Origin of the sequence: Streptomyces sp. SCPE 10, from assembly GCF_051980735.1 — a bacterium.
Lineage (GTDB): Bacteria > Actinomycetota > Actinomycetes > Streptomycetales > Streptomycetaceae > Streptomyces > Streptomyces misionensis.
In genome coordinates, this window is record NZ_CP197069.1 from 7,400,521 (window position 1) to 7,419,479 (window position 18,959).

Sequence of the window (18,959 nt, forward strand, 5' to 3'; positions counted from 1 at the left end):
ATCGACCGAAGGAGGGCCCGACGTGCAGGACGAGGCGCCGGTGGAGGAACTCGCCCGGCGTGCCGCCGCCGGGGACACGGCGGCCCTGGACCGGCTGCTGACCGAGCTGCGGCCCGAGGTGCTGCGCCGCTGCGGGCGGTTCCTGCCGTGCCGGGAGGACGCCGAGGAGGCCGCCCAGGACGTGCTGCTCCAAGTGGCCCGCCGCATCGGTACCTTCGAGGGCCGCAGCCGTTTCGGTACCTGGCTGTACACCGTGGTCGCCAACTGCTGCCGGCAGAAGTACCGCGAGCTGAAGCGGCGGGCCGCCGAGCAGCCCGTCGTCATCGAGCCGGCGCACGCCGTCGACCCGCGCACCACCAGCGTCATCGCGGGTTCCCGGGTCGACCTGCTGGAGGCCCTGGAGCGGCTGGAGCGCGAACACCCGCACCTGGTCGCGCCGTTGGTCTACCGGGACATCTGCCAGCTGGACTACGCAGAGGCCGCCGAACGTGCCGGCATCGCGCTCGGGACCCTCAAGTCCCGTCTGCACGAGGCCCGCAGACGGGTACGGCCCTGGCTCACCGGTTCCTGACGGCCGCCCGGGCTACCGCTCCTCCTCGTACAGCGGCAGCTCCGCCCAGATCGTCTTGCCGTTCGAGCCGTGCCGGCTGCCCCAGCGCTGGGTGAGCTGGGCGACCAGCAGCAGCCCCCGGCCGCCCTCGTCGAAGGTCTTGGCCCGGCGCAGATGCGGGGCGGTGGGGTTGTTGTCGGAGACCTCGCAGATCAGGGTGGCCGCGTCATGGATCAGCCGCAGCCGGATCGGATGGGCCCCGTACCGGATGGCGTTGGTGACCAGCTCGCTGACCACCAGCTCCGTCGTGAACGCGGCCTCGCTCAGCCCCCAGGCGTCGAGTTGCTCCACCACCTGCTTGCGGATCGGCGCCACCAGCGCCGGATCCGCGGGGATGTCCCAGGTCGCCACCTGGGACGCGGGCAGGCCCTGGGTGCGGGCCAGCAGCAGCGCCGCGTCGTCGGAGACATTGCCGGAGGGCAGCAGGGCGTGCAGGATGCGGTCGCAGCAGGCGTCCAGTGAACCGGCGTACGCCTCCAGCGCCCGGCACAGCAGCCCGCGCCCGGCGTCCGCGTCCCGTGCCCGGCACTTCACCAGACCGTCCGTGTACAGGGCGAGCACGGTGCCCTCCGCCAGCTCCACCTCGGTGGACTCGAAGGGCAGTCCGCCCAGGCCCAGCGGGGGACCCGCGGGCACCTCCAGCTGGTGCGGACGGCCGCCCGGCGGCAGCAGCACGGGCGGCGGATGCCCGGCCCGGGCCAGCGTGCAGCAGCGCGACACCGGGTCGTAGACCGCGTACAGACAGGTCGCGCCGACCTCGCCGGTGCTGCCGTCGCCGGCCTCCTCCGCCAGCCGCACCACCAGATCGTCCAGATGCGTGAGCAGCTCGTCGGGGGCCAGGTCGATGTCGGCGAGGGTGCGTACGGCGGTGCGCAGCCGGCCCATGGTGGCCGAGGCCTGGATGCCGTGCCCGACCACGTCGCCGACGACCATCGCGACCCGCAGCCCGGACAGCGGGATCACGTCGAACCAGTCGCCCCCCACCCCGGCCCGCGCGGCCGGCAGGTATCGGGAGGAGGCCTCCAGGGCGGCCGTGCGCGGCAGGGTGCGGGGCAGCAGGCTGCGTTGCAGGGCGAGAGCGGTCTCGCGTTCGCGCGAGTAGCGCCGGGCGTTGTCGATGCAGACCGCGGCCCGGTTGGTGATCTCCTCCGCCAGCAGCCGGTCGTCCGGGGCGAAGCCCTCCGGGCGCCGGTGCCGGGTGAACACCGCGACCCCCAGGGTGAGTCCGCGGGCGCGCACCGGGACCGCCATGGTGGAGTGGATGCCGAAGGACCGCACCTGCCGGGCGCGGGCGCTGTTCCAGTTCAGCCAGGGGTTGATGTCGCCGGCGGCCATCGAGGCGGTGATCGTCCGGCCCGCGGTCAGCGCGTCCGCCTGCGGGGAACCGGCCGGATAGCGCTCGTTCTGCCCCGGCTTCAGCACCGCCTCCGGCACGCCGTCGAGGACCGACAGATGGGCGGCGCGGCGCAGGGTGACCGGCGTGGTGACCCGGGCCGGGGGCTCCCCGCCGTACTCCTCGGGGTCCAGCAGGTCGACGGTGACGAAGTCGGCCAGCGCGGGCACGCACATGTCGGCCAGCTCCTGCGCGGTACGCGTCACGTCGAGGGTGGTGCCGATGCGCACGCTCGCCTCGTTCACCAGCTGCAGGCGCTGGCGGGCCCGGTGGTTCTCGCTGACGTCGTGCACGGCCAGGCACACCCCGCGCACCCGGCCGGCCCGGTCCTTCACCGGGGTCATCCGCACGAGCCACGCCTGCGGCCGCTGCGCGCCGCCGACCCGCATGAAGGTCCGCACGTCCCGTGGCAGGCCGCTCTCCAGCACCTCGTGGATGCCGCGGGCCAGTTCCTCGCCCTGCGGCTCGCCGACCACCTCCGTGAAGTGCAGCCCCCGCGTCCGGCCGTCATCGGGCAGCCCGCAGAGCGCGGCCATGGCGTCGTTCATCCGGCGCAGCCGCAGGTCCTCGTCGTACACGGCGAGCGCGCACGGCGACTGGACCAGACCCGCCTCGCCCAGCGGATCGTCCTCGGCGGGCGGCTCTGTGCCGGTCAGGGGGGTGACGAGGACCCAGCGGTCCCCGGCGCCGTCGGGGCCCGGCAGCCGCTGGGCGAGCAGCCAGACCTCAAGGCTGCGGCCGTCCCGGTGGCGCAGCCCGAGCGTGCCGTGCCAGCGACGGGCGCCCGCGGGCAGCCTGGGGGCCGGTCCGGCGAGCAGACGGGCGGCGGGGCGGCCCACGACGGCGTCGGCGGGGTGGCCGAGCAGACGCCGTGCGCCCTCGTTCCACTCCACCAGCGTCCCGTCGTCATCGAGGACAGCCCGGGCCGTCGCCGCCTCGTCGAACGGATAGACCCGGCTCATCGTCGCCGCTCCCAAGCGCACACTCACAGTGAACAGGTGGCACTACTCGTGAGTCCAGACTAGTGGCTCCCGCCCGCCGGTGAACGTCGGCACCCGGGCGGACGACCGGCCGGCCGAACCCGGTCAAGATCGCCGATCTCCGCAGGTCACAAGGCGCTTGCGTATTTTTGCGGTTCCGTTGCGACGGGTGGTCGGAATCTGTTTGTTCGAGACCGGTCGTGTGCGCTTGTGGGTTGGGCGGCGGCACACGAACATTTGGTCACGCGGCGTCGTGGAACACCTGCCCGAGAGCGCGCCGCCGCCCGGACCGCACGGTGCTCACCCCGTGCCGCACCGCACCGGCCGACCAGCCGCGCCGGACGCGCACGGGGCGGTCGCGGGTGGTGAACACCAGGCCGTGGCCCCGCGGCAGCACGGTCGCCGTGCGGAGGCCAGGCCGGTACCGCATCAGGTGTGAGATGACCTGCGGATATTTACGGGTGAGTACCCGAGCGGTACCGTTTGGTCCATGCCAGCTCTCAACGTGGAGTTCAGCGAACGGGAACTAGAGGACCTGCGGCAGATCGCCAAGGAGCGCGGTACGTCGATGAAGGCCCTCGTCCGCGAGGCCGCCGCCGCCGACATCGCCCGGCACCGGGCGCTCCAGGAGGGGGCCGAGGCGTTCCGCAGCTTCTTCACCGCGCACGCCGAGGAATTCGCGGCCGCCTTCCCCGAGGATGAACCTCCCGCCGCGCGGGGCGAGGCCGCCTGAGTGATGCCTCCCGTCATCCACATCGATGTCCCGTGGCTGCTCCAGCGGCACGAGGAAGTGCTGCCCGACCAGCCCGCGGTCGACGATTTCTCCGCGCTGGTCGCCGCCGTCGCCCGGCACCGGGTCGATCCGCCCCGGCTCGGCGTGGACTCCGACCCCGCCTGGCGGGCCGCCGCCCTGCTGCACACCCTCACCCTGCTCAAGCCGCTGCCCACCGCCAACGCCCGCTTCGCCTGCGCCACCGCCGTGGCCTACATGTTCGTCAGCGGCGTCGGCATCGATCCGCCCTACGGCGCCCTCGTCGACCTCGCCCGCGACCTGCTCTCCGGCAAGACCGACGTCTACGGCGCCGCCGACCGGCTGCGCTCCTGGCAGATCTGAGCCGTACCGGGCCGCCGGCCCGGCGGACGCCTGGCCGGGCCGGCGGCGGAGCCGTCCGTGCCCGCCCGGCCGGAGGGGGAAGGCGCCGGGGCCGCCGGCCGGGGCGGGCAGAACGGGCCGACCGCCGGTCCCGCACGGGAGACCGCCGTCCCGTGCGGGGCCTTCCGGGAGGCCGAGCCCAGTCCACCACCGGGGCGGGCGCGGCGGTACGGTGTGCGCCCGCGTGACGGGTGCGCGGGGTTCACACGGGGTGCGCGCGCACGGACCCGGCCCCCCTCAGGCCGAGTCCCGGTCAGGCCGGACGCCCCGTCAGGCCGGGTCCTCGGCCAGGTCGGCCGGGGTGAGGGCGGTCGGGGTGGTGTGGCCCGAGAGGGCGAGCGTCAGGTCGAGTTCGGCGAGCAGGCAGCGGATGACGTGGGTCACGCCCGCCTCGCCGTCCAGACCCAGGCCGTAGACGTACGGCCGGCCCAGCAGAACCGCCTCCGCGCCGAGGGCGAGCGCCTTGAACACGTCGTCGCCGGTACGGATCCCGCTGTCGAACAGCACCGTCAGCCGGTCACCGGCCGCCGCCGCGACCCGGGGCAGCGCGTCGGCCGCCGCGACGGACCCGGCGACCTGCCGGCCGCCGTGGTTGGAGACCACCACGCCGTCCATCCCCGCGTCCGCCGCGAGCCGGGCGTCGTCCGGGTGCAGCACGCCCTTGAGGACGATCGGTCCGTCCCAGTGCGCGCGCAGGAACTCCAGGTCCGGCCAGGTGTGACCGGGATCCCCGAACAGACCGAGGAAGTGCAGCACCGCCGCATCGGGGTCCTCGTGCACCGGCTTGGCCAGGCCCGCCCGGAAGGCCGGGTCGGTGAAGTAGTTGGCGGTGCCCACCCCGTGCAGGAACGGCAGATAGGCCTGGTCCAGATCGCGCGGCCGCCAGGACAGCAGCGGGGTGTCCAGGGTGACCACCAGCACCGAGAACCCGGCGGCCCTCGCGCGCCCGAGGAAACTCCGGGTCACCTCGCGGTCCTTGCCCCAGTACAACTGGAACCAGCGCTCGGCGTCCCCCATCGCCTCCGCCACCTGCTCCATCGGCGTGCTGGAGGCGGACGACAGGACGTACGGCACACCCTGCGCCGCCGCGGCCCGCGCGGCGGCGGTCTCGGCGTCCGGGTGCATGATCGACAGCACCCCCACGGGCGCCAGGGCGAGCGGCGCCGGCAGGGTCCGTCCGAGCACCTCGACCGACAGATCGCGCTCCCGTACGTCCCGCAGCATGCGCGGCACGATCCGGTGCCGGGCGAGCGCCGCGCGGTTGGCGCGGGCGGTGCTGCCGTCGCCCGCGTTGCCCGCCACATAACCCACCGGGCCCGGCCCGAGCCGGTGTTCGGCGAGTTCCTCCAGCCGGGTCAGGTCGGTCGGGAGCCGGGGCACGGCACCCGACATCCCGTTCAGATAGATCTCGTACTGGAAGTCCGCCCAGTGCCTGGCCATCCGCTGCTCCCGTCTTCCCGGGCCGAGTTCGCGTGCGGCGCCGACAATACTGGCCGGTAGCGGGGGAGTCGGCCCCCGGGCGGAGCCCCCGCCTCCGGTGATCGTCTCGTGAACACAGGGAGTCATGAAGGGGGCCGTGGACGGCGGTGTCGGAATGTTTCCGGACGATTAAATAACCGCTGATTTTCAGCCAATTGACGGCTTCTTGACGGCAACTGCCGCGCGGTTACCGGGTCCTGCCGTTCGAATTCTGTGACTTCACGCCACTGATTCAACACGAAAGGTTACCGAAAGCCGTGGGGTCGATGTGTGTTTCCGCGGGGGACTCGGCAGAGTGGCGCTCGCCGCTCCGACGTCCCACCGGAAACGGAGCCGGCACCCCGTCTGTTCGAGCGGAAGGATGCACACAATGCGGAACACCGCGCGCTGGGCAGCGGCCTTCGGCCTCACGGCCGTCGCCGTCTGCGGACCCCTGACCGGGGCCGCCGTCGCCGCACCGGACGCCGCCCCCGCCTCGCTCTACGCCCCCTCGGCGCTGGTGCTGACCACCGGCCACGGCGGCGACGCGGCCACGGCGGCCCCCGAGCGTGCCGTCACCCTCAGCTGCGCCCCGGGCGCCTCCGGCACCCACCCGGCCGCCGCCGAGGCCTGCGCGGAACTGCGCGGAGCCGGTGGCGACCTCAACGCGCTCAAGGCGCGCGGGGACGTGTGGTGCAACAAGCTGTACGACCCCGTGGTCATCACCGTCCAGGGCGTGTGGCAGGGCCGGCGTGTCTCGTACGAGCGCACCTTCGGCAACACCTGTGAGCGGGACGCGACGGGCGGCAGCCTCTTCGCGTTCTAGTGGACCGGGATCGCAGGTGCCCCCGCGTGGACACCGATCAGGACCGTGACTGGGGAGTGCGGCCTGTGAAGCGGGGAACCCGCGGTCTCGCGCCGGGCCGTTGGGCGAAGTGGGGTCGCCCGCCGCCTGCCCGGCACCGAAGCCGCTCCCCGGTCAGGTCCGTGGGGGTCCTGCCGGGGAGCGGCCAAAAACGAACGGTGCTCAGGCCTTGCGCCGGTGACTGGTGTCGCACCAGGGGTAGCGACGGCTGCGCCGGCACGTGCACAGAGCGACACGGAACCGGTCCGAGGACACCGTCGTACCGTCCTCCAGCTCGACTTCCACCGGCCCCTCCACGAGCAGCGGCCCACGCCGTTGCACCGTGATCCGCCGGGCGCGCTCAGCAGGTTCGTTCGGCACGGATCACCACCAGCTCTTCCCTCGTCTCGTGCGGCGCCAGCAGTCCGCGCCGGCGCAGCCAGTCCAGTCGGGACCGCAGCACCGGCCCGAGTGCGATCCAGTGCCGCCGCACCACCGCGGCCTTCAGTCCCGCACCCCGCAGCAGGTCCACGGTCCGGTCGGGATCGCTCAGCGCGGACTGCACGATCAGCACCACGCCCCCGGGTGCCAGCAGCGCGGGCGCGCCGCGGCAGATGCGGTCCAGCAGCAGCCGCCCGTCGTGGCCCGCGTCCCAGGCCCGCGACCGGCCGCGCGGACCGTCGCCGGTGTGCGGCGCGGGGACGTAGGGCGGGTTCGCGAGAATCATGTCGTACGTGCGCCCGCGCACCGGAGCGAAGAGGTCGCCGCGCCGGATCCGGACCGGCAGCCGCGTCAGCCAGGCGTTCAGCCGGGCCGTCCACACCGCCCGCCGGGACACGTCCACCGCGGTCACCTCGGCGCCCATCCGGGCCGCCGTCAGCGCCAGTGCGCCGCTTCCGGTGCCCACGTCGAGAACCCGTGCCCCGGGCGGCACCACTTCCTCGCGCAGCGCCTCGGCCAGCAACGCGGTGTCGTCCTGCGGGGCGTAGACGCCCGGAATCAGCAATGCGATCACGGACCGCGAGTACCCGTGCATGCCGGATGTATGGGTCACACCGTGCTCGGCTCTCCCAGGGGCACCCGGAGCGACGACCGCCCCGCGCGCCAGTCGGTCAGCAGCCGCCGGGCCAGCCGGCCCTCCAGGTACTCGGTGGCGTCGATGCCGAAGGCGACGTCCGCCGCCAGCTCCGGCTCCTCCTCCAGGAGCCCGCCGATCACCTCGTGCCGGACCACCTGCTCGTGCACCGCGTCCGCCTCCACGTGCTCGTCGTAGAAGAACTGCGCGGCCGGCCCCGCTCCGGTGCGGCGCAGCGCCTCGGCGAGCCGCCGGGAGCCGGGGGAGGAGGTGATCTCCACGTCGGCGAAGTGGCCCACCAGCGCTCCCCGCAGGGCGCGGTGCAGGCCGAACAGGGACATCAGGTTGACGACGGCGAGCATCTCGGCGGGGGCCGCGTCCAGGAACCGCCCGTACCCGGTGTCCAGCCCCAGGTCCCGCATCAGGTCGGCGAACAGGCGCGCGTGGACCCGCTCGGCGCGGCCGCCGCCGAACTCGTCGTACTCGACCGCCGCCATCGCCGCCTTCGCCCGGCCCCACAGCCGGGGCAGCACCCAGGCGTGCGGGTCGGCCTCCTTCAGGTGGTACAGGGAACGCTGCGCCGCGTACTCGCGCAGGTGCCACAACTCGCCCTCGGCGCACAGGAAATGGCTGACGCCGGTGCCCTCGGCCGGTTCCACCAGGAGGGCACCGAGCGCGTCGTCCAGGCTGTCGTGGACCGGGGTGTCGGCGCGCAGGGCGGCCAGGAACCGGCGCTCCAGCGCGGCCCGCACCCGCAGCAGGTCCGGGTCCCACTCGGCCTCGGCGGGCACACCCGCGAAGCCCCGGTAGTGCAGTTCGTAACACAGGTACAGGGCGAGCTGCGGATCGTCGCCGTAGGGGTCCGTGTCCTCGGCGTCCACGGGGTCCGGCAGGGGGCCGGCGCCCCGCAGGTACGCGGCGATCGCGGCGGACAGCGGTCCGCGGGCGTCCGGCAGCTCGGGTCCTCGCACAGGGTGGGTCATGGCACCCGGGTACCCGCGTCCGGGCAGCTCAGTGGTGCCGTCCCGGTGTCCTGCGGTCGCCCTTCGCCTGGTCCTGGGCCCCCGTGTTCGGGGTGATGGCGTCGCCCGCCTCGCCGTTGCCGCGGTCCTTCTCGCCGTGCCGCTCGGCCTCCTCCACCTCGTGCAGCACCTCGCCCAGTGCCGTCCCGGGCCGCTCCTGGCGCTCGTCCCCACCGGACATGACGTCTCCCTTCCGTCGGTGTCGTCTGATCGTTCCCGGGTTGCCCGCAACGGCGGTCTCAAGCCTGGACGGCGGCGGCGCGCCCCCCGACCGGGCCGTGCGGGTGACCGGGCGGGTGTGCCGGGCGGACCACGCCCGTTCGGGGGGTGCCGGCCGAGGTTTCCCGGCGGACGGGGAACCACTCCAGGGACCCCGCCCCCGGAAGACCGAGGTGCCATGTCCGCCGCTCTCACCGGCAGCTGCCTCCTTCCCGACGCCGGACGCCCCGGTACCCGGCCTGGACCGGCCATGACCCACCCCCGTCCGCGCCGTCTCCACATGCGCGTTGTTTCAGGGTGTGGCGCCCTGGATACACCGCGAGGGTTCGGCCCTGGAGTTCGCGAGACGTGTACGCCGTCGCAGTGAGGTCGCCACCATGTCCCATGCACCGTCGCCCGCAGGACCGTCGAACCGCACGCGGCCGGTGACGGAGCCCGGCACGGGCACCGCGCCGGCCGGCGTGCTGGCCCGCCCTGGCACGGCCCTGGTCACCGGCGCCTCCTCCGGCATCGGCGCGGCCGTGGCCCGCCGACTGGCCGCCGAGGGCGGCTGGCGGCTGGTGCTCAACGGCCGCGACCCCACCCGTCTGGAGCATGTGGCCGCCGACATCTCGGCCTTGGCCGTCGCCGCGGACCTCACCCGCCCCGGCGCCGACCGCCGGGTGGCCGAGGCCGCCCTGGACCACCTGGGCCGGGTGGACCTCGTGGTGGCGGGCGCCGGTGTCGGCTGGGCGGGCGACTTCACCGGCATGCCCCGCGCCCGCATCGAGGAACTGGTCGGCACGGATCTGCTGGCCACCCTGCACCTGGTGCGCGGACTGCTGCCCCACATGGTCGCCGCCGGCTCCGGGCGCGTCGTGCTGCTCGGCTCCGTCGCGGGCAGTGTGGGTGTGCGCGGCGAGGCGGTGTACTCCGCGGTCAAGGCCGCCGTGGCCACGTTCGCCGACGCCCTGCGCTACGAACTGCGCGGCACCGGCGTCGGCGTCACCCATGTGGTCCCTGGAGTGGTCGACACCCCCTTCTTCGACCGGCGCGGCGCCCCCTACCGGCGCTCCTGGCCGCGGCCGGTGCCGCCCGAACGTGTGGCGGACGCGGTGCTCACCGCCGTACGACGCGGCAAGGACGAGGTGTACGTCCCCGGCTGGCTGCGGCTGCCCGCCCGGGTGCGCGGGGCCGCGCCGGGCCTGTACCGGCGGCTCGCCGCCCAATTCGGGTGAGCGGCGTGCTCGCGCTGCCGGTCGTCCTCGCGCTGTGCGCGGCCCTGGCGAACGCCGCGTCCTCGGTGCTCCAGCGCCGGGCCGCCGCCATGGACACCCCGGAGGCGCCCGCCGGGACCGGGGCGTTCCTGCGCGGGCTGCGGCGGCTGCTGCACCGCCCCGACTGGCTGGGCGGCGTCGCCCTGCTGATGCTGTCCGCCCTGCTCCAGGCCTGGGCCCTGGCCGTGGGCAGCCTGTCCCTGGTGCAGCCGCTGCTCGCCACGGAACTGCTGTTCACGCTGATCGTGGGCGGCCTGGTGTTCCGGCGCCGCCCGGACCGCCGCACCTGGCTGGCGTTCGTCGCGCTCGCCGTGGGGCTGGCGGTGTTCCTGCTGTCGGCCGCGCCGGCGCCGGGCCGCACCGACGCGACCTCCCGCGCCTGGCTGATGGCCGGGGGAGTGGCCTGCTGTGTCGTGGTGCTGCTGGTGCTGGTCGCCCGCACGGTACGGGGCGCGGCCCGCGCGGCGCTGCTGGGCCTCGCGTCCGCCGTGTCCTTCGCGACCACCGCCGCGCTGCTCAAGGAGACCGTCGGACGGCTGCGGCTCGGGCCCGGCGCGATGTTCGCCCACTGGTCGCCGTACGCCACCGCCGCCGTCGGACTCGTCGCCTTCCTGCTCCTGCAGAGCGCGCTGGGCGCCGGCTCGCTGGCCGCGTCCCAGCCTGCGCTCACCCTCGGCGACGCGCTCACCAGCGTCGCCCTCGGCTGGGCCCTGTTCGAGGAGTCCGTCCAGCTCGGGCCGCGGATGGTCCCCGAGGCCATCGGCATCGTGCTGATCGGCGCGGGCAGCATCGGGCTGGCGAACGCCCCCTCCGTCGGCCGGGGCTGGGACACCCCCACGCAGGGCCACCCGCCGGACACCCCGCTCCCGATGCGGCACAACTGAACGCGCAACCCCTTCAGGAAGGTCACCATGTCATCCCGCGTCCTTCGTACGGCGGCCGTACTGCTGCCCATCGGGCTCGCCGGGGCCCACATCGGCCCGGCCGCCACCTGGCTGCCGGGCGTACGGCTGCCGTTCTTCCCCCGGCTGGCCGGCACCGGGCCGCGCCACCACGTCGCCCTGACCTTCGACGACGGACCCGACCCGGTCGCCACCCCGCGCTTCCTGGACGTCCTGGACGAGCTCGGCGCACGCGCCACCTTCTTCGTGCTCGGCGAGCACGCGGCCCGCCACCCCGCCCTCGTCGCGGAGACCGCCCGGCGCGGACACGAGATCGCGGTGCACGGCTGGACCCACGACCGGCCCTGGTTCCCGGCCGTCGGCCGCGAGACCACGGGCCTGCTCCGGACCGCCCGCGCCGTGCGGGACATCACCGGCCGGCGGCCCCGGTGGTACCGGCCGCCCTACGGCATCCTCACCTCCGCCCGCTGGCTGGCCGCGCGGCGGGCCGGGCTGCGGCCGGTGCTGTGGTCCGCCTGGGGCAAGGACTGGCGCGCGGACGCCACGCCGGAGTCGGTGCGCGCGCTGATCTCCGCCGACCTGCGCGGCGGCGGCACGATCCTGCTCCACGACTCCGACCGGCTCGCCGCCCCGGGCTGCTGGCGCTCCACGCTCGCCGCGCTCCCGGCGATCGTCCGGGACTGCCGGGAGGCGGGGCTGGCGGTGGGCACGCTGCGGGAGCACGAGCCGGGGGAGCACGAGCGGGCGTGAGAGGGACGGGCGGCCGGGGCTGGCCGCCGATGGCGGGCGGGCGCCGGGTCAGGCGGCCGGGTCGGCGAGTTCGGCCACTTCCGCCATGGGGTCGGCCCGGAAGAGGGCGCGGGCGCGGTCGGCGCGGGCCGGGGCGGAGGCGGGGAGGCCGGCGAGGGACCTCAGCAGGGCGGCCGGGTCGGGGGCGAATTCCGTCAGGCCGAGCTCGGCCATCCGCCGCACCCCTTCCAGGCCGTGTCCGGGCAGCGGACGGTAACCGATCACCGGCAGCCCGGCGGCGAGCGCCTGCACGGCGGTCTGGCCGGCCGCGTTGTCCAGCAGGGCGTGGGCCGCCGACAGCAGGCCGGGCATGTCCTCGACCCAGTCCAGGGCGAGCGCCCCGGGCACCCCGCGGACGCGTTGGAGCAGCCGGTGGTTACGGCCGCACAGCACTACCGGCAGATATCCGGCACCGGCGAGCAGCGCGGCGGTGCCGTCCGGCCGGGACGCCGCACCCCAGGCACCCGCGGACAGCAGCACCGGCGGCCGGCCGGGCGCGTGCCGGGCGAACCGCTCCCGCCAGCGGTCGCCGCCCGGCGCCGGTGCCAGGAACTCCGGCGCGACGACCGGCCCGGTGGCCACCGCGGCCGTGTCCAGGCTCCGTCGCACCTCGTGAGCCGCCGCCTCCGTCAGACACAGATAGCGGTCGTTGCCCGGGTGCAGCCACTGCCGGTGCACGGCGAAGTCGACGAGACAGACCGCGCTCGGCACCCGCAGCCGCCCCCGCGCCCTGAGGTGGCCGGTCAGCTGGGCGGCCAGATGGAAGACGGACACCACCGCGTCGGCGCCCAGCCGGTCCACGAGCCCGAGCAACCGGTCCCCGGCGAGCCGGGCCAGCGGCACCCCGCTGGGGCGGCGGCCGGGACCACCGCGCAGGAACGCGCCGTAGACGCCGGCGTACACCCAGGGGGCGTGCCGGACGACCGCCTGGTACCAGGCACGCAGACCGGTCCCGAGGCCGGCAGGCAGCAGCGTCAGGACGTCGACGACGTACGCCTCGTGGCCGTAGCGCTCGGCACGCCGGGCCAGCTCGGCGGCGACCGTGTCGTGACCGGCCCCCATGCTCGCGCTGACGATCAGCGTCCGGCGCCGGCGGACGGGCGCGGACCGTTCCCCTCGGGACACCTCGGCAGAAGCACACACGGGGTCCGATTCTCCGGGCCGCCGCCGGGCAAACCGGCCAACCGGGCCGTGTCGTGGCCGGGCACGCGGGCGGGACCGCCCGGCAGCGGGGGCGAGGACCGAGCCGGCCGACCCGAGTGGCCGCCTCCTCGGTGGCGCGGCGCCCGGAGCGTGCCAGAGTGAAGCGGAGGTGCGCGTTCATGTCGGTCCCGTACGGGGCGCCGTCGGCCCCGGTGGGTGCGCGCGTGCGGTGGCGAGCACGGGAGGTGCCGTGAGGCGGTGGCGGCGCGGCCTGCACCGCGCTTGGCAGTGGCTGCGCGTCCAGGCCCTGTTCCAGCACGGCCGGGAGCTGGAGCTGATGCACCGGGCCATGGGCTTCGCCACGCTGGCGCTGGTGACGCTGGCGCCGCTGCTGATCGTGGTCGCCGCCGCGGACCCGCTGGTACGGGGCGGGTTCGCCTCCTGGCTGACCGACGGCATGGGCCTGTCCGGCCCGTCGGCGCGGGTGGTCACCGACGTCATCAGCCCGCCGCACAACGTCATCGGCACCACCAGCGCGTGGAGCGCGGTCCTGCTCGCCGTCTTCGGCGTGTCCTTCGGCGGCAGTGTGCAGAACGCCTACGAGCGGATCTGGGGGCTCGCCGCCGGGCCCTGGCACCGGGTGTGGCGGCAGGCCACCTGGCTGATCGTGCTGACGGCCTACCTCTACCAGGAGGTGGCGACCAAGTCGGCGCTGCACGGGGGGCAGCGGATCCTGCTGTCCGGGGTGAGCGGTGTGCTGTTCTTTTGGTGGGGGCAGTGGTTCCTGCTGGGCCGCCAGGTCCGGCCGCGGCAGCTGCTGCCGGGTGCGCTGGCCACCGTCATCGGCCTCGCCGGTCTGCGGGCCTTCTCCTACCTCGTCTTCACGCCCCTCATCGTCGACAACGCCCTGAGCTACGGCGCGGTCGGCACCGTGCTCGTCATCGAGTCCTGGCTGATCGGCGTCGGCTTCGTCATCTACGGCGGTGCCCTCTTCGGCCGCTGGTTCTGCGAGCACCACTGGATGCCGGTCCACCACCACGAGGACGAGGAGTAGGCGGGGCCGTCCCTACGCCAGCTGCCGCCGCACCAGTTCGTGCAGGCGCCCCGTCGTGTCCGCCAGCAGCTCCGCGGGACTGCCCTGCTGGACCACCTTCCCGGCCTCCATCACCAGCACCCGGTCCGCGTCCAGCACCGTGGACAGGCGGTGGGCGATCACGATCCGGGTGGCGTTCAGCTTGCGGGTGCTGTCGATGACGATGCGCTGGGTGTCGTTGTCGAGGGCGCTGGTCGCCTCGTCGAAGAAGAGGATGCGGGGACGGCGGATCAGGGCCTGGGCGATCATCAGGCGCTGGCGCTGGCCGCCGGAGACCGACCCGCTGCCGGAGACGATGGTGTGCAGGCCCATCGGCATCCGCTTGATGTCCTCCGCGAGCCCCGCCATCTCGGCCGCCGCCATCGCCTCCTCGGGCGTGTACGGCTCGGTCCCGCAGATGACGTCCAGCAGGGAGCCGGTGAACGGCTGGGCGTGCTGGAGCACCACCCCGCACTGGCGGCGCACCGCCGACTGGTCCAGCGCCGCGAGGTCCTGGCCGTCGTACAGGACGCTGCCGGAGACCGGCCGGTCGAAGCCGATCAGCAGCCGCAGCAGGGTGGACTTGCCGCAGCCGCTCGGGCCGACGATCGCGACGAACTCGCCCGGCCGCACCGCGAAGGAGACGTCGTCCAGGACCAGCGGGCCGTCGTCGGTGTAGCGGAACGACAGCCGGCGGGCCTCCAGCGCGCCCGAGAGCGGGCCCGGCCGGGTGCTCGTCGCCGGGACCTCCGGGGCGGCGTCCAGCACCGGCCGGATCTCCTCGAACAGCGGCAGCGCCGCCACCGCGGACACCAGCGAGCCGGTCAGCTGGGTGACCGAGGTGAGCACCATCGTCACCGAGGTGTTGAAGGTGAGGAAGTCGGCCGCCGACAGCGTGCCCTTCGCCGGACCCGCCAGCAGCATGAACATCAGCAGCGAGCACACCGGCAGATACACCGCGCCGAGCACCGTGGTGAGGTTCTTGATCCGCCCCGCCTTCTGCTGGAGCTCCCGGCCGCGCGCGAACTCCCGCGCCCAGGCGGCGTACGCGTAGTTCTCGGCGGCCGCCACCCGCAGCTTGGGCAGCCCGCGCAGGGTCTGGAACGCCTGGTTGTTCAGCCGGTTGCCGAGCACCACCAGACGCCGCTGCCAGCGCACCTGCCACAGCCCGAGCCCCAGGAACACGGCCGCGATCACGACCAGCATGCCGATCGCCGCGAGCGCCATCGGCACGCTGTACCACAGCAGCAGCCCGAGGTTCATCACGCCGACCGTCACGGACTGCGCGACCACCGGCCCGACACCCGCCAGCATCCGGCGCATCGCGCTGATCCCCATCGCGGCACTGGCCAGCTCGCCCGTCGAGCGCCGGGTGAAGAACCGGGTCGGCAGCCGCAGCAGCCGGTCCCAGACGGCCGGCTGCAACGCCGCCTCGATCCGCCCCTCCAGCCGCAGGATGGACAGGTTCTCCAGCAGCGTGAACGCCGCCGACACCACGCCGCTCACCATCACCGCGACGCACACCTGGACGATCAGGCCCTCCTGCGCCCGCGGCACGTACTCGCCGAGCACCTTGCCGGTCGCGACGGGCACCAGCGCGCCGATCGCCACCGTCACCAGCCCGGCGAGCAGCAGGGCCAGCAGATCGCCGCGGGCGCCGCGCAGGGTGAACCGGACCAGGCCGAGGAGCGACAGCGGCTTGTCCGGCAGCGGCCGGTAGAACATCACCGCACGGGGCTCGAACTCCTGCGCGTTCGCCTTCCCGACGGGGGTCTCCCGGCCGGTGCCGGGATGCACGGCCGCGTATCCGCCGCGCCGCCACAGCAGGGCCACCGGCGCCCCGGACAGCGCCCGCTGTCCCACCAGCGGGCCCACGTTCTCCCGCCACCAGCGGCCCTGGAGCCGTACCGCCCGGGTGCGCACCCCGGAGGCCAGCGCCACCCGTTCCACCGGATCGAGGCGTTCGCTCTCGGCGCCGCCCCGCGCCGGGTCGGCCAGCCGGATCCCGGCCGCCTCGGCGACCAACGCGCAGGCCGCGTACGTGGCGTCGGCGTCGGCGGCCGTGGTACGGCGGCCCGAGCGCCGGCCGATGGAGGCCAGCAGGGTCCGGTCGGCCTGGGCGCCGGCCGCCTCGCCGGCCCTGATCCCGGCGGCCGTCCGGGTCTCGTGGCTGCGCTCCAGCTGTTCGATCCAGCGGTCCAGCGCGGTCAGCAGCCGGTACTGCTGGTCGACCAACGACTGCCACAGCGCCGGGTCCATCAGCAGATCGGCGGCGGCCTCCGCGCCGTACAGGGAGCCGTACTGGACGCTGCCGGGCGGCACCTGCATCCAGAACACGTCGTCGTCCGTGGGCGCCTGGGAGCGGTCCTCGGCGAGCGGCGCCTGGAAGAGGACGGACAGGCCGCGGCCGACGCCCAGCGCGAGGGCGTACTCCAGCGGGCTGGAGGCGGGCGGCACGTACTGCGGGGTGCCGTACTCGTCGTACGACCAGGTCTCGGTGCCCGCCGGCTGGTACAGCTCGCGCAGGCCCACCCGGTGCAGCACGCAGTCGCGCACCGGGCGGGCCACCAGGGTGTGCCGGGGGCCCGCGACCGGGCCGAGCAGCAGGGCGCCCGCCTCCAGGCGGCCCAGATGGTGCCAGTGGCCCTGTTCGGCGGCGTCCACCGCGAACAGGTCCAGGGCGCCGGCCGCCACCAGCCACAGCACCTGCGGGCCCTCCAGATCGAGGCGGGTGAGCCCGGCGCAGTCCACCCGGGTGCCGAGCGCGCCCAGCGCGCCGAGCACCAGATCGCCGCCGTAGCCCTCCTGAACCGTCGTCATCTCACCGCTCCCTGACCAGCGCCGCGTACGCGCCGCCGCGTGCCACCAGCTCCTCGTGCCGTCCGCGCTCGACCACCGTGCCGTGCTGGAGCACCACGATCTCGTCGCTGTCGCGGACCGTGCTCAGCCGGTGCGCGATCACCACGCAGGCGCAGCCGCGGCGGCGCAGGTTGTCCATCACCACCAGCTCGGTCTCCGCGTCCAGTGCGCTGGTCACCTCGTCGAGCACGAGGATGCTCGGCCGGCGCACCAACGCGCGTGCGATCTCCAGGCGTTGGCGCTGTCCGCCGGAGAAGTTGCGGCCGTCCTGCTCGACCTTGCCGTGGATGCCGCCGGGGCGGCGTGCCACCACGTCGTAGAGCGCCGCGTCCTTCAGCGCCTCGACCACGGCCTCGTCGGGGATGGACGGGTCCCACAGGGCGACGTTGTCGCGGACCGAGCCCTCGAAGAGGAACACCTCCTGGTCCACGAAGGAGACGGAGGCGGCGAGCGCGCCGCGCGGGATGTCCTCCAGGCGCCGGCCGTCGATGCGGATCACCCCGTCCCAGGGGGCGTACAGGCCCGAGATGAGCCGGGACACCGTGGACTTGCCGCTGCCCGAGCCGCCGACCAGGGCCACCTGCTGACCGGGGCCCACGGTCAGGTCGAAGCCGGTCAGCAGCGGCTTGTCCAGGGGGCTGTAGCCGAAGGTGACGTTCTCCAGCTCGACATGGCCGTGCAGCCGGCGCGTGGACTCGCCCGTGCCGGGGCGGCCGTAGAGCGGGTCGGCCTGGAAGTTCTCCACGTCCTTGAGCCGGGCCACGTCGGCCGCGAAGTCCTGGATGCGGCCCGCGACCGAGTTGAGCCGGGTCAGCGGCGCGGTGAAGCGGGTGACCAGCGCCTGGAAGGCCACCAGCAGGCCCACCGAGATGTGCCCCTCGACCGCGCGCAGACCGCCGATCCACAGGATCAGCGCGCTGTTGAACGTGGCGAGGGTCGGCGCGACCACCCCGAGCCAGGCGCTCGGCACCCCGAGCCGCTGCTGTTCCTCCAGTGTGGTGGCGTGCTGTCCGGCCCACTTGCGGAAGTAGCCGTCCTCACCGCCGGTCGCCTTCATCGTCTCGATCAGCTGGAGCCCGGTGTAGGCGGTGTTGGTCAGCCGGGCGGTGTCGGCGCGCAGCTTGGCGGTGCGGGTGGCGCGCAGCCGTACGACCAGCCGCATGGCGACGATGTTCAGCAGGGCGACGCCGATGCCGAGGAACGTCAGCTGGGGGTCGTAGGTGTAGAGCAGCACCGCGTACAGCACCACCACGATCGCGTCCACGCCGGCCGCCGCGAGGTCGCGGGCCAGCGTCTCCGCCACCTGGTCGTTGGACTGGAGCCGCTGTACCAGGTCGGCGGGGGAGCGCTGGGCGAAGAACGTCACCGGCAGCCGCAGCAGATGGCGCAGGAAGCGGGCGCTGCTCAGGGTCGAGGAGATGATCCGGCCGTGCAGCAGATTGGCCTGCTGGAGCCAGGTCAGCACCAGGGTGAGCAGCACACAGGCGGCCATGGCGGCGAACAGCACGCCCAGCAGCGAGGTCTGGCCGCCTATCAGGAACATGTCGATGTACGTGCGGCTGAGCGCCGGGACGGCCGCCCCGACCGCGACGAGGAGCAGGCTGGCCAGCACCGCGGCGGGCAGGGTGCCGGCGGTGCCGCGCAGCCGGGCGGGCATGGCGCCGAGCACGCCCGGCCGGCGTCCGCCGCGGGTGAAGCCCTCGCCGGGCTCCAGCACCAGGACGACGCCGGTGAAGCTGCCGTCGAACTCCTCCAGGGGCACGAAACGGCGGCCCTTGGCGGGGTCGTTGATGTGGACGCCGCGCCGGCCGAGCCGGCGGCCCATGCCGTCGTAGACGACGTAGTGGTTGAACTCCCAGAACAGGATGGCCGGGGCGCGCACCTCGGTGAGGGCGGCCAGGTCCATCTGCATGCCCTTGGCGGTCAGGCCGTAACTGCGGGCCGCCTTCAGCAGGTTGCTGGCGCGCGAGCCGTCCCGGGAGACGCCGCAGGCGATGCGCAGCTCCTCCAGCGGGACGTGCCGCCCGTAGTGGCCGAGGACCATCGCGAGGGAGGCGGCACCGCACTCGACGGCCTCCATCTGGAGGACCGTCGGGGTGCGGACGCCGCCGGTACGGGGTTTGGGGGCCGGACGCCGGGCGGGGGCCGCGCGTCTGCGGCCACGGGTTTCCTGCGGGGTGGGCG

The 18,959-nt window shown here is 74.5% G+C and carries 17 protein-coding genes and 1 pseudogene; 8 read left to right on the forward strand and 10 right to left on the reverse strand.

Going from position 1 to position 18,959, the window contains the following annotated elements:
- The first annotated feature begins 22 nt into the window (after positions 1-22).
- Positions 23-571 carry an RNA polymerase sigma factor gene (locus ACSP97_RS33590; protein ID WP_355147077.1) on the forward strand — a complete coding sequence of 183 codons (549 nt, stop codon included), beginning with the start codon at positions 23-25 and terminating at the stop codon, positions 569-571.
- Between the two features lie 12 nt (positions 572-583).
- Here the strand turns inward: ACSP97_RS33590 and ACSP97_RS33595 are convergent, their stop codons facing one another.
- Together ACSP97_RS33595 and ACSP97_RS33600 are read right to left on the reverse strand one after the other, a co-directional pair.
- Entirely contained in the window at positions 584-2,965 is a 2,382-nt protein-coding gene (locus ACSP97_RS33595) for a SpoIIE family protein phosphatase (RefSeq protein WP_440555746.1), read from the reverse strand.
- Between the two features lie 259 nt (positions 2,966-3,224).
- A pseudogene (locus ACSP97_RS33600) lies at positions 3,225-3,389 on the reverse strand (2OG-Fe(II) oxygenase); the annotation flags it as partial.
- Positions 3,390-3,473: 84 nt separating this feature from the next.
- Between ACSP97_RS33600 and ACSP97_RS33605 the strand changes: the two are divergent.
- Positions 3,474-3,716: a hypothetical protein gene (locus ACSP97_RS33605; protein ID WP_355147081.1), complete on the forward strand. Its 243-nt coding sequence runs from the start codon at positions 3,474-3,476 to the stop codon at positions 3,714-3,716.
- A 3-nt stretch (positions 3,717-3,719) separates the two neighbouring features.
- Positions 3,720-4,097, forward strand: a complete 378-nt coding sequence (locus ACSP97_RS33610) for a toxin Doc (protein ID WP_355147083.1) — start codon at positions 3,720-3,722, stop codon at positions 4,095-4,097.
- Between the two features lie 309 nt (positions 4,098-4,406).
- On the opposite strand, the gene ACSP97_RS33615 is transcribed toward ACSP97_RS33610, so the two are convergent.
- On the reverse strand, positions 4,407-5,576 hold the full coding sequence (locus tag ACSP97_RS33615; RefSeq protein ID WP_440555747.1) for a lactate 2-monooxygenase: 1,170 nt from the start codon (positions 5,574-5,576) through the stop codon (positions 4,407-4,409).
- Between the two features lie 409 nt (positions 5,577-5,985).
- Between ACSP97_RS33615 and ACSP97_RS33620 the strand changes: the two genes are divergently transcribed.
- A complete protein-coding gene (locus ACSP97_RS33620) occupies positions 5,986-6,420 on the forward strand; it encodes a subtilase-type protease inhibitor (protein ID WP_355147087.1) in 435 nt (144 codons plus the stop codon).
- Positions 6,421-6,621: 201 nt separating this feature from the next.
- On the opposite strand, the gene ACSP97_RS33625 is transcribed toward ACSP97_RS33620, so the two are convergent.
- From ACSP97_RS33625 to ACSP97_RS33640, 4 genes are read right to left on the reverse strand one after another with little or no spacing between them, the layout of a single operon-like run.
- Positions 6,622-6,819: a CDGSH iron-sulfur domain-containing protein gene (locus tag ACSP97_RS33625; protein ID WP_071828548.1), complete on the reverse strand. Its 198-nt coding sequence runs from the start codon at positions 6,817-6,819 to the stop codon at positions 6,622-6,624.
- Positions 6,800-7,474 carry a HemK2/MTQ2 family protein methyltransferase gene (locus ACSP97_RS33630; protein WP_355529194.1) on the reverse strand — a complete coding sequence of 225 codons (675 nt, stop codon included), beginning with the start codon at positions 7,472-7,474 and terminating at the stop codon, positions 6,800-6,802. Before ACSP97_RS33630 ends, ACSP97_RS33625 begins: the two co-directional genes overlap by 20 nt.
- 14 nt (positions 7,475-7,488) lie before the next feature.
- Positions 7,489-8,496 carry an iron-containing redox enzyme family protein gene (locus ACSP97_RS33635; RefSeq protein ID WP_358274986.1) on the reverse strand — a complete coding sequence of 336 codons (1,008 nt, stop codon included), beginning with the start codon at positions 8,494-8,496 and terminating at the stop codon, positions 7,489-7,491.
- 28 nt (positions 8,497-8,524) lie between these two features.
- Entirely contained in the window at positions 8,525-8,716 is a 192-nt protein-coding gene (locus tag ACSP97_RS33640; protein WP_355147093.1) for a hypothetical protein, read from the reverse strand.
- A gap of 415 nt (positions 8,717-9,131) precedes the next feature.
- On the opposite strand from ACSP97_RS33640, the gene ACSP97_RS33645 reads away from it, so the two are divergent.
- From ACSP97_RS33645 to ACSP97_RS33655, 3 genes are read left to right on the forward strand one after another with little or no spacing between them, the layout of a single operon-like run.
- A complete protein-coding gene (locus ACSP97_RS33645) occupies positions 9,132-9,971 on the forward strand; it encodes an SDR family NAD(P)-dependent oxidoreductase (protein ID WP_440555748.1) in 840 nt (279 codons plus the stop codon).
- Between the two features lie 5 nt (positions 9,972-9,976).
- On the forward strand, positions 9,977-10,894 hold the full coding sequence (locus ACSP97_RS33650) for a DMT family transporter (protein ID WP_355147097.1): 918 nt from the start codon (positions 9,977-9,979) through the stop codon (positions 10,892-10,894).
- A 27-nt stretch (positions 10,895-10,921) separates the two neighbouring features.
- Entirely contained in the window at positions 10,922-11,662 is a 741-nt protein-coding gene (locus ACSP97_RS33655; RefSeq protein ID WP_440555749.1) for a polysaccharide deacetylase family protein, read from the forward strand.
- Between the two features lie 48 nt (positions 11,663-11,710).
- Here the strand turns inward: ACSP97_RS33655 and ACSP97_RS33660 are convergent, their stop codons facing one another.
- Complete coding sequence (locus tag ACSP97_RS33660) at positions 11,711-12,763, reverse strand: MGDG synthase family glycosyltransferase (protein ID WP_440555750.1); 1,053 nt, start codon at positions 12,761-12,763, stop codon at positions 11,711-11,713.
- 331 nt (positions 12,764-13,094) lie between these two features.
- On the opposite strand from ACSP97_RS33660, the gene ACSP97_RS33665 reads away from it, so the two are divergent.
- Positions 13,095-13,898 carry a ribonuclease BN gene (locus ACSP97_RS33665; RefSeq protein ID WP_355529203.1) on the forward strand — a complete coding sequence of 268 codons (804 nt, stop codon included), beginning with the start codon at positions 13,095-13,097 and terminating at the stop codon, positions 13,896-13,898.
- 12 nt (positions 13,899-13,910) lie between these two features.
- On the opposite strand, the gene ACSP97_RS33670 is transcribed toward ACSP97_RS33665, so the two are convergent.
- Positions 13,911-16,736: an NHLP bacteriocin export ABC transporter permease/ATPase subunit gene (locus tag ACSP97_RS33670; RefSeq protein ID WP_440555751.1), complete on the reverse strand. Its 2,826-nt coding sequence runs from the start codon at positions 16,734-16,736 to the stop codon at positions 13,911-13,913.
- A 1-nt stretch (position 16,737) separates the two neighbouring features.
- Entirely contained in the window at positions 16,738-18,855 is a 2,118-nt protein-coding gene (locus ACSP97_RS33675; RefSeq protein WP_440558511.1) for an NHLP family bacteriocin export ABC transporter peptidase/permease/ATPase subunit, read from the reverse strand.
- Positions 18,856-18,959 lie beyond the last annotated feature (104 nt).

Coding starts and splice junctions, on each gene's coding strand:
- ACSP97_RS33595 (WP_440555746.1), bottom strand. CDS start 2,965: ATGAGCCGGGTCTATCCGTTCGACGAGGCGGCGACGGCCCGGGCTGTC.
- ACSP97_RS33605 (WP_355147081.1), top strand. CDS start 3,474: ATGCCAGCTCTCAACGTGGAGTTCAGCGAACGGGAACTAGAGGACCTG.
- ACSP97_RS33610 (WP_355147083.1), top strand. CDS start 3,720: ATGCCTCCCGTCATCCACATCGATGTCCCGTGGCTGCTCCAGCGGCAC.
- ACSP97_RS33615 (WP_440555747.1), bottom strand. CDS start 5,576: ATGGCCAGGCACTGGGCGGACTTCCAGTACGAGATCTATCTGAACGGG.
- ACSP97_RS33620 (WP_355147087.1), top strand. CDS start 5,986: ATGCGGAACACCGCGCGCTGGGCAGCGGCCTTCGGCCTCACGGCCGTC.
- ACSP97_RS33630 (WP_355529194.1), bottom strand. CDS start 7,474: ATGCACGGGTACTCGCGGTCCGTGATCGCATTGCTGATTCCGGGCGTC.
- ACSP97_RS33635 (WP_358274986.1), bottom strand. CDS start 8,496: ATGACCCACCCTGTGCGAGGACCCGAGCTGCCGGACGCCCGCGGACCG.
- ACSP97_RS33640 (WP_355147093.1), bottom strand. CDS start 8,716: ATGTCCGGTGGGGACGAGCGCCAGGAGCGGCCCGGGACGGCACTGGGC.
- ACSP97_RS33645 (WP_440555748.1), top strand. CDS start 9,132: ATGTCCCATGCACCGTCGCCCGCAGGACCGTCGAACCGCACGCGGCCG.
- ACSP97_RS33655 (WP_440555749.1), top strand. CDS start 10,922: ATGTCATCCCGCGTCCTTCGTACGGCGGCCGTACTGCTGCCCATCGGG.
- ACSP97_RS33660 (WP_440555750.1), bottom strand. CDS start 12,763: ATGGGGGCCGGTCACGACACGGTCGCCGCCGAGCTGGCCCGGCGTGCC.
- ACSP97_RS33670 (WP_440555751.1), bottom strand. CDS start 16,736: ATGACGACGGTTCAGGAGGGCTACGGCGGCGATCTGGTGCTCGGCGCG.
- ACSP97_RS33675 (WP_440558511.1), bottom strand. CDS start 18,855: ATGGAGGCCGTCGAGTGCGGTGCCGCCTCCCTCGCGATGGTCCTCGGC.